The sequence below is a fragment of the Lysinibacillus sp. DFXJR4 genome (assembly GCF_057196045.1).
Genome location: NZ_JBXUNW010000014.1, coordinates 54,105 through 67,730 on the forward strand (window position 1 = coordinate 54,105; position 13,626 = coordinate 67,730).

General features: G+C 36.6%; 11 protein-coding genes. 6 read left to right on the plus strand and 5 right to left on the minus strand.

Annotation, left to right across the window (positions count from 1 at the left end):
- Positions 1 to 32: 32 nt before the first annotated feature.
- Positions 33 to 1,727: a methyl-accepting chemotaxis protein gene (locus AC2CGN_RS20110; protein ID WP_484515843.1), complete on the minus strand. Its 1,695-nt coding sequence runs from the start codon at positions 1,725 to 1,727 to the stop codon at positions 33 to 35.
- Positions 1,728 to 1,997: 270 nt separating this feature from the next.
- Positions 1,998 to 2,999, minus strand: coding sequence for a M23 family metallopeptidase (locus AC2CGN_RS20115; protein ID WP_484515845.1), 1,002 nt, complete (start codon positions 2,997 to 2,999; stop codon positions 1,998 to 2,000).
- 241 nt (positions 3,000 to 3,240) lie between these two features.
- Here AC2CGN_RS20115 and AC2CGN_RS20120 point away from each other — a divergent pair, with 241 nt between their 5' ends.
- The 3 genes from AC2CGN_RS20120 to AC2CGN_RS20130 all read left to right on the plus strand — a co-directional run bounded on the left by AC2CGN_RS20120 (position 3,241) and on the right by AC2CGN_RS20130 (position 7,909).
- Positions 3,241 to 5,136 carry a PrkA family serine protein kinase gene (locus AC2CGN_RS20120; RefSeq protein ID WP_429984018.1) on the plus strand — a complete coding sequence of 632 codons (1,896 nt, stop codon included), beginning with the start codon at positions 3,241 to 3,243 and terminating at the stop codon, positions 5,134 to 5,136.
- Between the two features lie 164 nt (positions 5,137 to 5,300).
- Positions 5,301 to 6,458 (plus strand): sporulation protein YhbH, encoded by a 1,158-nt coding sequence (gene yhbH, locus AC2CGN_RS20125; protein ID WP_429986169.1) that lies wholly within the window; start codon positions 5,301 to 5,303, stop codon positions 6,456 to 6,458.
- 47 nt (positions 6,459 to 6,505) lie between these two features.
- Positions 6,506 to 7,909, plus strand: coding sequence for a SpoVR family protein (locus AC2CGN_RS20130; protein ID WP_484515847.1), 1,404 nt, complete (start codon positions 6,506 to 6,508; stop codon positions 7,907 to 7,909).
- A gap of 88 nt (positions 7,910 to 7,997) precedes the next feature.
- Here AC2CGN_RS20130 and AC2CGN_RS20135 read toward each other — a convergent pair whose 3' ends face one another.
- Positions 7,998 to 8,363, minus strand: coding sequence for a hypothetical protein (locus tag AC2CGN_RS20135; protein ID WP_484515849.1), 366 nt, complete (start codon positions 8,361 to 8,363; stop codon positions 7,998 to 8,000).
- A gap of 191 nt (positions 8,364 to 8,554) precedes the next feature.
- Between AC2CGN_RS20135 and AC2CGN_RS20140 the strand changes: the two genes are divergently transcribed.
- A complete protein-coding gene (locus AC2CGN_RS20140; RefSeq protein WP_429983100.1) occupies positions 8,555 to 9,433 on the plus strand; it encodes a radical SAM/SPASM domain-containing protein in 879 nt (292 codons plus the stop codon).
- Positions 9,434 to 9,811: 378 nt separating this feature from the next.
- Positions 9,812 to 10,609 (plus strand): DUF7225 domain-containing protein, encoded by a 798-nt coding sequence (locus tag AC2CGN_RS20145; protein ID WP_484515851.1) that lies wholly within the window; start codon positions 9,812 to 9,814, stop codon positions 10,607 to 10,609.
- A gap of 26 nt (positions 10,610 to 10,635) precedes the next feature.
- On the opposite strand, the gene AC2CGN_RS20150 is transcribed toward AC2CGN_RS20145, so the two are convergent.
- The gene (locus AC2CGN_RS20150; protein ID WP_286924778.1) at positions 10,636 to 11,025 is read right to left on the minus strand and encodes a helix-turn-helix domain-containing protein; all 390 of its coding nucleotides are present in this window, start codon (positions 11,023 to 11,025) and stop codon (positions 10,636 to 10,638) included.
- A gap of 178 nt (positions 11,026 to 11,203) precedes the next feature.
- On the opposite strand from AC2CGN_RS20150, the gene AC2CGN_RS20155 reads away from it, so the two are divergent.
- Complete coding sequence (locus AC2CGN_RS20155) at positions 11,204 to 11,884, plus strand: restriction endonuclease subunit S (RefSeq protein WP_286924779.1); 681 nt, start codon at positions 11,204 to 11,206, stop codon at positions 11,882 to 11,884.
- 48 nt (positions 11,885 to 11,932) lie between these two features.
- Here AC2CGN_RS20155 and AC2CGN_RS20160 read toward each other — a convergent pair whose 3' ends face one another.
- On the minus strand, positions 11,933 to 13,606 hold the full coding sequence (locus tag AC2CGN_RS20160; protein ID WP_286924780.1) for a ribonuclease J: 1,674 nt from the start codon (positions 13,604 to 13,606) through the stop codon (positions 11,933 to 11,935).
- Between the last annotated feature and the right edge of the window lie 20 nt (positions 13,607 to 13,626).

Genomic DNA, 13,626 nt, shown 5'->3' on the forward strand with positions numbered 1-13,626 from the left:
TCCCAAAACAGTTATCGAGAAGCGCTGGATTTTTAGATTTTAAATTGTTGCAACTGACTGTTTAGCTCTTCGGACAAACCGGCGAGCTGGCTTGCGCTTCTTGAAATTTCATCCATAGTACTTGCGGTTTCCTCTATGGTTGCTGTTGTTTGCTCCACACCTGCCGCAGATTCTTGGGAAATCGAGGCCATTTCATCGACAGAGGTATTGACGGATTCAGAGTTTTGAGCTAGCTTATTTAAATTTTCCGATATGGCGTTAATATTGAGAATCATATCCTCAACTGCACCTGATATCTGTTCAAAGGTTTCATTTGTCTGATTTAATTGGGTTGAACCTTTTTTTACTTCCTCATAGCCTGATTGGAGTGCTGCTGTTACATTGCCAGTCTCTCCTTGGATGCGATTAACGATTGTTGAAATATCTGTCACGGAGAATTGGACTTGTTCAGCCAGCTTACGCACCTCGTCGGCTACTACTGCGAAGCCCTTTCCATGTTCTCCTGCGCGAGCTGCTTCAATGGCAGCATTTAAAGCAAGCAGGTTTGTTTGATTTGAGATATCATCAATAACCGAAACTAGCTTGGAAATTTCCGCCGATTGCTCGTTTAAACTTTCGACTTTTCTTACTGAATTTAAAACAATTTCATTTATCGCGTTCATTTGATGTGTAGATTGAATCATTAAATTTTTACCTGTCGAAGTTAAGCTTTGAACATGGCCTGAATGCTTGTTCAATTCAATGCCCTCTTTTGTCGTATCATGAATACGGTGTTGGAATGATGTCATTGTTTCCGCTAAATCACTTGCAGTAGATGCCTGTGTTTCAGTACCAGAGGCAAGCTCCTGCATTGTTACGGTTATTTGCTCTGTTCCCGTTTGAACCTCATTGGCAGATTGAGCAAGCTCCTCGCTACTTGCTGCTACAGTTTCTGAAACAGTATGAATCGAGCTAATTGTTTGCTTTAATTTTTGATTCATTTCATTTGCGGCCAGCATTAATTGACCTATTTCATCCTGTTGATCTATAAATAGCGGCTTATGGCGGAGATTACCATTTGCTAATTCTCCCATACGCTCTGAAACAATCGTAATGGGCTTTGAAATCTTACTTGCAGTTATAATGGCAATAACAATGCCAGCAACCGTCAAGACAATACTAGCTATTGTGCCAATAGTTTTATTACTGGAACTTGTAGAGACAACTTCATTCCCTACGTTGGTAATAGATTCTGAACGATTATTGGCTAATTCCTCATAACCGATGCGAACTTCCGTTACAAGATCATTAATGGCTGTTAAATTTTGTAATGCTAATTCTTTATCACCTCTTTTATAGACATCAAATACTTGAGTATTTACACGATTACTCCATTCCCGTGCCATTACTACTAGTTTTTCACGCTCCGGTGTATTTTCAAATTTTTCTACAATACTATTGCTTTCCTCTGCAATTTGCCGGTATTGATTGAACGTCTCTATGTATTTTTCATCGCCTGATACAACATAGCTTAAAGCCGATGATAATCGAACACTCATAGACATGGCTAAATTTTTACTTGCTGTCATAACAATTAAATCTTCGTTCACTAGACCCTTTGCCTGCTTCTCCATCTGAGTATTAGAAAGATAAGTATAGGTTATGAAGCAAAAAACAAAAACTAACAATAGAAGAAATGCACCTAAAATCCTTGCTTTAAGTGTTTTAAACTGAAATATCCCTTTCATCTTTCCCATCCTTTTTCGTGTTTAATAATCCGCATCACATGCAAATTGTTATAGTACAAATATTATTTTATAACTAAATCAGTGTATAAATAAGTCCTTTTAGTGGGAAAATTTAAAATAGTTTTTTAGTACAATAATAAATAGAGGAAAATTTCGTGAGTAGTGAAATGTATATGCTCCTAAAATATTCCTGAAAAAATTCACTGCTCGTTAAGTATTTCTACCTAAATAAAAAAAGCACTTGCTGTAAAAACATCAAGTGCTACTCAATTATTGTTTTGCCTTTGCCTTTTTGGCTAGTCGTTCCCATTGTAATAATGAAGGATATGGATCGAATGCCCATTCTGTGCGACCATTGAATTTATAGATACCATAATGCAGATGGGGAGGGAATTTACCCGATGTACCTTCCTTGCCATAGCCAGAGCTTCCTACATAACCAAGAACAGTGCCAGGCTCGACAATGTCACCTACTTCAATATCCTTATGATAGCTACCAAGATGGGCATAATAGTGATATGAATTATGATTATCGCGGATGCCTATTCGCCAGCCACCAAATTGGTTCCAGCCTTTTATTTCCACTACACCATATGAAGTAGAAACTACAGGAGTTCCATAACTAGCGAAAATATCTGTTCCTTCATGGATGCGTCGTCCACCCCAGCCTCTGTTAGCTCCCCATGTACCTCGATAACTGTAATCGTAATTTGTAGGGATTGGGAAGGTATGAGCATCAAGTTCGGTTGTTTTAAAATGTCTATACATAGTGGAAATGGTGAAGATTTGATTAACAGCTTCCTCACTTCCATAATAATCCCATAAAGCTAATTTAAAATCCTCATCAGTTGTTCCAAATTTGCTTAAAAAACTAGCCATGGAAAATATGACATCAGCATCGTCTGTTGGATTGGCAACACCGTCACCATTACCATCGAGACCCATTCCTCCAAAATAGCTTATCGTTTCTGGAGAGGTATCTTCTTTTATAGGATTTAAAGGGCCTGACCAATATTCATCGGAAAATTGAATGGCGATAATACCATCTCTTTTTGGTATATCCTTACGAACGGATTGCAGATTGCGCTCATATTGGTCAATGGCTGCTAAAAAATGCCATGGAATGAGCAATTCATCAAATTGTACAAAATAGGTCATGCGTTGCTGTAAAATTTCTTCTTCTGAGGGTTTATCATTTGCCAAAGCAATGGTGGGGCTAGTATAACTCCATAATAATATCCATGATAAAAGAAAAATAAAATGGCGATTCAATAATGGACCTCCTTTCTAACGTTAGAATAACCGAATTTTTTTTCTTCATTCAGTACTTTTTGTGGGAAAAGAAGTGGATTGCTGTAGTCCGTTACTAAAATAAACTAATATCGTGCAGCCAATATTTTCATGGGTAAATAGAACAATAAGAAGAAACTTTGGCAAAGAAAAAGTATTGGGTATCATAATGTCATTTACTTCATACTATGTTATAAATCAAGCCCTGAATGGAGGGAAGGCTATCAACATTTTAGATAAAGTGAAAAGCTATCGCGAAGAAGAAAATCGGCTGAAGTGGGAAGGGACATTTGCAGATTATTTAAGCATCATTAAGGAAAGACCTGAAGTTGCACAAACAGCCCATTCACGCGTCTACAATATGATAAAAAGTGCTGGTGTAGAGGAACGCGATGGGCAAAAAATGTACAAATTTTTTGGGCAAGAAATTTTTGGGCTTGAAACAGCAATTGAAAGACTGGTGGAGGAATATTTCCACCCAGCAGCACGAAGATTAGATGTGAGGAAGCGCATTTTGTTATTAATGGGACCCGTAAGTGGAGGGAAATCAACAATCGTGACCTTGTTAAAACGCGGGCTTGAGCATTTTTCGCGAACAGATGAAGGCGCAGTTTATGCAATTAAGGGATGTCCAATGCATGAGGATCCGCTACATTTGATTCCTCATCATTTGCGTAATGAATTTTTTGAGGAGTATGGCATAAGAATTGAGGGAAGCTTATCACCTTTAAATACGATGCGTCTTGAAAAAGAATACGATGGGCGTATTGAAAATGTGATGATTGAACGTATAACTTTTTCAGAAGACAAACGTGTAGGCATTGGTACATTTACACCATCAGATCCTAAATCACAGGATATTGCAGATTTAACAGGTAGTATTGATTTCTCCACAATTGGAGAGTTTGGTTCAGAATCGGACCCTCGAGCTTACCGCTTTGACGGGGAACTAAATAAGGCAAATAGAGGTATGATGGAATTTCAGGAAATGTTAAAGCTTGATGAGAAATTCTTATGGAATTTATTATCTTTAACACAGGAAGGGAATTTCAAAGCAGGTCGATTTGCATTAATTAGTGCTGATGAACTAATCGTAGCGCATACAAATGAAACGGAATATCGTTCATTTATTTCCAATAAAAAAAATGAGGCGCTACATTCCCGTATTATTGTTATGCCAATTCCGTATAACTTGAAAGTTAGCCAGGAAGAGCATATTTATGAAAAGATGATAAAAGAAAGTGATATGTCCCATGTGCATATTGCGCCACATGCATTAAAGGCCGCAGCAATCTTTTCGGTTCTCACAAGACTAGAAGTACCGAAAAAGCAAGGTGTGGATCTTATAAAAAAAATGCGCCTGTACGACGGAGAAAATGTGGAGGGATTTAATTCCGTTGACTTAGAGGAGCTTAAAAAAGAGTTCCCAAATGAAGGCATGAACGGTATTGATCCACGCTATATCATTAATCGTATTTCTTCGGCTATTATTCGCAAAGAGATACCATCTATTAATGCATTAGATGTCTTACGGGCACTGAAAGATGGATTGGATCAACATGCTTCCATTTCTCAAGAGGATCGCGAAAAATATATGAATTACATTGCGGTTGCTCGTCGTGAGTACGATGAAATTGCTAAAAATGAAGTACAAAAGGCCTTTGTCTATTCGTATGAGGAATCGGCAAAAACATTGATGAACAATTATCTTGATAATGTAGAGGCGTTTTGTAATAAAAATAAAATTTTAGATCCATTGACTGGGGAGGAAATGAATCCTGACGAAAAATTAATGCGCTCAATTGAAGAGCAAATTGGTATTTCAGAAAATGCAAAAAAAGCATTCCGTGAGGAAATATTAATTCGGATTTCTGCGTATGCTCGAAAGGGTAAGCGTTTTGATTACAATTCTCATGAAAGATTACGAGAGGCGATTCAGAAAAAATTATTTGCAGACTTAAAAGATGTCGTGAAAATTACAACATCTTCAAAAATGCCGGATGAATCACAGCTTAAGAAAATTAATGAGGTTGTTGCAAGATTAGTCGATGAGCATGGCTATAATACAGCATCTGCTAATGAATTGCTGCAATATGTAGGTAGTCTGTTAAATCGATAAGCAAGTTTGATAGGAGTAATAGGAGTGTCCCAATTTAAGGGCCACTCCTTTTATCTTCATACTAAAAAAAACGAACATAATTGATTTCTCGAAAAATGTTCAAGAAAGAGGATTTCTAGCATAGTATAGAAAAAGCGAATTTGAGCAGATGGGTGAGGATAAAAATGACTGAACACGAAAACAAACGCTTTGTCATCTCTCAGGAAAATTGGTCCCTCCATCGTAAAGGGCACCAGGACCAGCAACGTCATATGGAAAAGGTAAAAGATGCAATCAAGAATAATTTGCCTGATTTAGTTAGTGAGGAAAGTATAGTCATGTCCAATGGCCGTGATGTTATAAAAATTCCTATCCGTTCACTGGATGAATATAAAATTCGGTATAACTATGATAATTCAAAGCATGTTGGGCAAGGACAAGGAGACAGTAATGTAGGGGATGTAGTTGCTCGCGAGCCAGGCAGAGGCAATCAAGCTGCTGGTAAAGGGAAGGAAGCTGGTGATAAGCCAGGTCAAGACTATTATGAGGCTGAGGTAAGCATTGAAGAGGTCCAAAAAGTCTTATTTAATGAGCTAGAGCTACCTAATCTACAACAAAAAGAAAAAGCAGATATTAAAACTGAAAAAATCGAATTTAACGATATTCGGAAAAAAGGTCTTATGGGAAATGTTGATAAAAAACGCACAATTCTAAATGCACTTAAGCGCAATGCGATGCAAGGAAAACCAGAAATAACGCCAATTCATAATGATGATTTACGTTTTAAAACATGGGATGAGGTTGAGAAGCCCGAATCCAAGGCAGTTGTCCTGGCGATGATGGATACGAGTGGATCGATGGGTTCCTTTGAAAAATATTGTGCGAGAAGCTTCTTCTTCTGGATGACGAAATTTCTACGTTCTAAGTATGAAACAGTGGAAATTGAGTTTATTGCCCATCATACAGAGGCAAAAGTGGTTACGGAGGAAGAATTTTTCACAAAGGGAGAAAGTGGTGGCACTATATGTTCATCAGCCTATATAAAAGCGCTGGAGCTAATTCGAGAAAAGTATAACCCTTCTCGCTACAATATTTATCCAGTGCATTTTTCAGATGGTGAGAACATTTCAATGGATAATGAAAAATGCTTGAAGCTGGTTAACGAGTTAATGGAAGTTTCGAGTATGTTTGGATATGGTGAAGTGAATCAGCATAATCGTTTTTCTACACTAATGTACACCTACAAAAAGATAGATGATCCGAAATTTAGGTATCATATTTTGAAAAAGAAAGGCGATGTGTATGATGCCTTAAAGAGCTTTTTCAAAAAAGATGAGGAATAAATCAGAAACGTTTCAAGCCTATATGTTCAAAGGAGGGGGCAGAAAAAATGGAGATGAATGAGCTGCATCGAGCGATTGATGAAATTACCGAAATTGCCTCAGGCTTTGGCTTAGATTTTTTTCCAATGCGTTATGAAATTTGTCCAGCAGATATAATCTATACCTTCGGCGCATATGGTATGCCTACACGGTTTTCACATTGGAGCTTTGGGAAACAGTTTCATAAAATGAAGCTCCAATATGATTTAGGACTAAGTCAAATATATGAGCTAGTGATTAATTCGAATCCATGCTATGCATTTTTGCTTGATACAAATACCTTAACACAGAATAAACTAATTATTGCTCATGTGTTGGCACATTGTGATTTCTTTAAAAATAATGTACGCTTCTCTAATACTAGAAGAGATATGGTGGAGAGCATGACGGCCACAGCTGAACGGATTGCTGGCTATGAAAGAGACTATGGCAAGGATGAGGTTGAAAAGTTCTTGGATGCAGTTTTAGCAATTCAGGAGCATATCGATCCATCTATTTTACGTCCAAAGCTATCCTGGGATACAGAGGAAGAATTTGAAGAGGAAATTATCCCCACAAAATCGCCTTATGATGATTTGTGGAATTTAGACAATAAGGAAAAACAATCAAGTCCAATTCGTCGGAAAATAAAGCAATTTCCGCCAAAGCCAGAAAAGGATCTATTATTATTTTTAGAGGAGCATAGCCGTGAGCTAGAAAATTGGCAGCGGGATGTGTTGACGATGATGCGAGAAGAGATGCTCTATTTCTGGCCACAGTTAGAAACAAAAATTATGAATGAGGGCTGGGCTTCCTATTGGCATCAGCGCATTATGCGAGAGCTTAAACTCACAACAGCGGAAACAATTGAATATGCAAAATTAAATGCGGGCGTAGTGCAGCCCTCAAAGACGTCTATAAATCCTTATTATCTAGGTGTGAAAATATTTGAGGATATTGAAAATCGTTATAATCATCCAACAGAAGATATGAAAAAGCTAGGTATTCAACCGCATTCAGGTAGGGAGAAAATGTTTGAGGTAAGGGAGATAGAATCGGATATCTCCTTTATTCGCAACTATTTAACAAAGGATTTAGCAAAACAAGAGGATCTCTATTTGTTCCAGAAAAAGGGGAATGAATACCGTATTACAGATAAGGAACATGAGATGGTAAGGGATCAGCTCGTTTCTATGCGTGTTAATGGAGGATTTCCTTATATTGTCGTCAAAAATGGAGATTATCTTCGAAATGGAGAGCTTTATTTAGTACATGGCTATGAGGGAATGGAGCTAGATCCACATTATTTAGAAAATGTCCTACCGTATATTTATCAGCTTTGGGGCCGCCCTGTTCATTTAGAAACATATGTTGAAGGTAAGCCTGTATTATATTCTTATGATGGCACAAAGAATTATAAACGAAATGTATGAGCAGGCTCTTTCAAACCAAAAGCTTCTATTTGTTGAAATACTACAAACAAATAGAAGCTTTTATTGTTCAGTATATTAAAGCTTATTCTTATTCAATCTCCTCTTCATTACTTTCACTATGGTTAGAGGATGAATGGATATCGCTGTCAATAACGAGACTATCCCTTACTTTTATTCCTTGTTGTCCTCCTGCTTCATCATTATCATTCCCAGCTATACCGCTGCGACCATTTCCATCGGCGAATTGAGAGTTTACGTTTCTAGTGCTGCCGTTAATTGCATTTTGACCGCCTTGGTTGGCATTAGTACCTACATCCTTATTGATTTGCCCACCACCCTCAGCCCTTTGTTCAAAGTGGATATCCGTATTCCCGATATTAAAAGTAAAATTGATGGTAATATGATTTTTGGCTGGATCCTTTGAGTGTTCATTATCACGTTTATGATCAGACATAGTTTTCACTCCCTTCATTTTAGTATCATTATTAAGATATTAATATTTTTCGAACTTACTTGTACATGTAGCCATACAATGAATAAATAATATAGAGGACAAGACAACACTGAAAGCTGCCCCTTATCATCTAAATTTGTTAAAATAAAAAAGGATTTGAATATTTAAAGAACTGGAACGGTGAATCAACTTTGAGAACATTTAAAAAGGTTTATATAGAGATAACAAGTGTCTGTAACTTAGCCTGTAGTTTTTGTCCGCCAACTGCCCGTGCAAAGGGTCTGATAAAAGTAGAACAATTTAATCACATACTGGATGAAATACGTCCACACACAAAATATATTTATTTGCATGTAAAGGGAGAGCCACTGTTACATCCCCGAATTGACCAGCTGCTTGATGCTGCACATGCAAAAGGTTTTAAAGTAAATATTACAACAAATGGGACGCTGATTAAAAAGAATCGTGAAAAGCTACTAGGAAAACCAGCCTTACGTCAAATCAATTTCTCTTTACATAGCTTTGATGGACATGAGGGATCAGAAAATCGGGAAAAATATTTAGGAGATATATTGGATTTTGTTCGTGCTGCGCGAGAATACAATACAATTATTTCCTACCGTTTATGGAATTTACAAAAAGACCATGTCTCTGATATTGCTGCCCGTAGAAACCGTGAAACATTGGAAGTTCTAGAGAATGAATACCATCTAGACTATCACATAGAAGAAAAAGTGCAGCCTGGTAAAGGTGTAAAAATTGCTCCTAATATTTATTTGAATCAGGATCATGAATTTAGATGGCCAAGCTTACTTGCCCCTGAGGATGAAGGAAAGGGTTTTTGCCATGCACTTCGAAGCCAGGCTGCTATTTTAGTGGATGGTACGGTTGTGCCATGCTGTCTAGATGGTGAGGGTGTCATTAATTTAGGGAATGTGCATGAGAAATCCTTTGGTGAAATTGTGGAAGGAGAACGTGCAAATAATATTGTCGATGGATTTTCACGGAGAGAAGCGGTCGAGGAGCTTTGTAGAAAATGCGGATACCGCCAAAAATTCGGTATGGAATAAAAACTACAATATAATTCCCATTCAGGACTTGGGGTTTGTTTTGTCGAATGCATAAGGAAATCTGTGTTTTGAGGGGGAATTGCTGAATTAATAAGAATATGTGCATGATTGACTTGTATTTGTGCTAGGTAGAAGGTTTTTTTTATTTAATAGAATATTCGTCATAGCTTTCTTTCCTAGGGGTGTGCGATGAGCCTCTGTTATTCTAATTTTATATAAACATTTATTATTTAGGCTTCGTTACTTCATAGACATTATAGTTTTTTACAACATTAAATTCATTTGGCTTTAGCTAAATGGATTTTTTTATATGGACAAAATAAGGGTATGCCTTTTGATAAAATAAAGAGGATTTAGAAAAAGGAGGCAATCTTCGCTATGACCATCTATGAGCAAATTAAAGAATTATTGGCGGATAAAGTGAATCAAATCGTAACAACTGCACAAGTAAAAGAAGAGTTACAACGAAAATTCAATACAAATCCAGGAAGTGTTATTTTATCGGACTATTGTTACAATCGGTATAACAAAGGAATCCTTTTCCAAAAGCATTTATTTCAATACATTACAAAAAGCACATACAAATACATAGGAGAAAATTTTGCATATACTGGCCTTATATTTCATAAGCCACAAAAACAGAATGGTGAATTAATCGTTGGAGAGTGGCGAAACGGTGTAAAGGTTCTATATGATAAACCTATTAACATTAATACTACACCTGAGTCATTAAATATTATTAGTACCAGTCAAATTGTTAAATTATATGAGGATTATAACGAGATCCTAAAGTATGAAATGAGTCTCCTTGGCTGTAAACCTACAGAATTACGTCATTTAATTGGACGAATTGGTGAATTTTTATGTGCAATCGTTACGATGGGCAGTCTCTCTAAACAGACGAATCAACATGGGTTTGATGTCATCAGTAATGGAAAAAAAATTAGTGTAAAAACCACAGCACAAAGCACAGGTTTTATTACCTTAAATCAGAATACATTTGACGCATTTGATGAAATTTTTGTTGTACAATACAGTAATGATGATTTTAATACTATTTATTATGGACCTAAGGAGCCAATACAAAATATTGCTAGAAAGTATGAAAATAAGTATGAGGTAGATATTAATCGAATTAAGACAGTGTATCAAGAAATTTCAAAAAAGAATTTTTAACCTTATTGTTAAAAACAGCCCCAATGTTATTGACCATTGGAGCTGTTTTTCTTTGATTGTGAATCAATCGTATCTAAAAAATCCTTCGTAATGCGTACTACGTATTTTACTTCGTCTAAATTACGCTCCCTTAATAATGAACGATGGATATCAAGCATGAGGTTCTTTTCTTCAATATCAGTAACGCCAGATAATTTTTGGAAATTAAAAAGCTCCTCAGGGGCAATATCTAACGCTTTCATTAGTGTTTCTAGAGTACTCAATGTAATATTTGATTGCCCATGTTCAATATTTGAAACTCTACCTTTGCTAAAACCTAATTTTCCCGTTCTTTCTGCCACTTCTTCCTGACTAAGTCCCTTGGACACTCTGATAATACGGAGTTGTTCACCTACTAGCTTTAAAAAGTCTGACATATGAATCACCTCTATGTAAAAAGCTAGTGAAAAACCTTAAAAATGCATATACTATTATATTGGTATAATAGAGATTATGTTGCATTAAAATGGTACAATTGATAAAAGGAAGCTCTTATTAAGGCAAGTGGCATGTGAAAAATGAGTTTCCATGTATGTTAGATTGGAGGATTCAAGCATGGTTAAATGTTATCGATTAGATGAGGTAGCTATAATAGAGACTGGCGAAATAGTACCGAAGAAAAAATATTTCTCAAAAAGAGGATCTCCCTTCATTTCAGCAAAATTCTTAAAGCAGCTAATACTAAATGGTAAAATTGCTGAATTACCGAAAATTGATCGTACATATGAAAAATATTTTAAGTGTACAACAGTCCCCGCGAAAACTATCATACTTACGAAAACTAACTTAAATGCTACCAATAAGCAAGTGTATCAGTGTGAAGAAGAAGTATGGATTGCCAAGGATCTCATAGCGATTATTCCAGATGAATCGATTATTTTAAGCGATTATTTATACCATTTTTTGAACTGGTATCGTGTAAATAAAGAATGGTACCATCTACATCAAATTTCCCTTAAAATTCCGAATGTCGAGATTCAATATAGTATGGTACAAATTTTAAATAAAGTGCAGCATTTAATAAACAATAAAGACTTTTTATTGACCCAAATAGATGGGTTACCACAGTATTTCCACCATTTCTCCGTACCGATAGAAGGGCACGCCAAAAATGTATGTCATGGATTTAATCAGGTTCAGCACCTTTACAATCTTTTGCTATATAGAATTTTTAAGGGCGAATTAGTCAAGGACATACAGGAGACAGACTTTTTTAAAACATTCAGCATTCAGTAGCATAAATAAGTGGTGCGAGCGAGAGAAGTTGAACCCTCGCACCGACTTTTATATATCAATAATAATAGGCAGTATCATTGGTTTTCTTTTTGTTTGTGTAAAAAGATATTGACCAATAGCGCGTTTAATTTCTCTCTTTAAGACATGAATTTGCTGTCTACCTTCCTCTTGTAGCTCATTGACTGTTTCTTTTACAAGAAAATTAACTTTTGTTAAAAGTTCCTCAAAATCTTTTGCATAAACAAAACCTCGTGAAATTGTATCTGGCTCTGAAATAAATGTTCCATCAGCCTTACTAAGTGTTAAAACGATGACTAGCATTCCATCCTCGGAAAGCTGTTTACGATCACGCAGGACAATGCCTTCTACCTCACCGATACCAATGCCATCTACATATGTGTCTCCGGACGGAATTTTTCGGGTTTGTCTAGCCTTTGCATCTTCAATATCAACAACATCCCCGTTCTTCATAATAAAGGTATGTCCTCTTTTGACACCAACAGATTCTGCTAGCAAGCGATGCTGGTGTAACATTCGGAACTCCCCATGAATGGGAATGAAAAATTTAGGCTTCATTAAAGTGAGCATTAGTTTTAAATCCTCCTGATAGCCATGTCCTGAAACATGCATACCTGTATGGCTGGAGGAGCCATAAATAACCTTTGCGCCAAGCTGAAATAAATTATCGACAATGCGTGATACACCCTTCTCATTTCCTGGAATAGGGGATGAGGCTAAAATTACTGTGTCATCAGGTAATATTTTTACCTCACGATGACTACCACTTGCTAGCCGTGATAGAGCTGCTAATGGCTCCCCCTGACTACCAGTACATAGTACGACTACTTCCTCAGGTGAGTGATATTTTACTTCACGAGCATCGATTAACATATCCTCTGGAATGTTTAAATACCCCCGCTCAAGTGCTACATCCACCACATTTACCATGCTACGACCTAGCAATGCAAGCTTTCTATCTGTAGCGATAGTGGCATTGACAATTTGTTGAATACGATTCACATTTGAGGCAAATGTAGAAATAATAATTTTACGTTCGGCATGTAAAAATGCTTCTTCAATATGATCACCGACAAGCTTTTCTGATGGTGTTAACCCCGGTCTTTCGGCATTGGTACTTTCAGAGATTAGAGCCAATACGCCATTTGTGCCGATTTCAGCCATCTTATGAATATCTGCAAACTGATTATTAACAGGCGTTAAATCAAATTTAAAATCACCAGTGTGTACTACATTACCTTCAGGAGTATGGAAAACGATTCCTAGACAATCAGGTATACTATGATTTGTTCGGAAGAAACTAACATCAACTTGTCCAAAGTTTAATAATGAATCAGAATGGATTTCTATTAAATCGGTTTCTCGTAAAAGCTTATGCTCTTTTAGTTTTAATTCGATTAACCCAAGCGTAAATCGTGTGGCATAAATAGGAACATTCAACTTTTTTAAAAGGTAAGGAATTCCTCCAATATGATCCTCATGCCCATGTGTCACAATCAATGCTTTAATTTTTTCTTTGTGTTCCTGTAAATACGTAATATCAGGGATGATTAAATCAATTCCCAGCAAGCTTTCGTCTGGAAACTTTGCACCACAGTCAATGATTAGCATTTCGTTTCCATACTGTACTACATACATATTTTTGCCAATTTCGTTAATGCCACCTAAAGCAAAAATAGATAATAAATTGTTTTTTGTGGACAAGCGTATCCCTCCAATTCTTT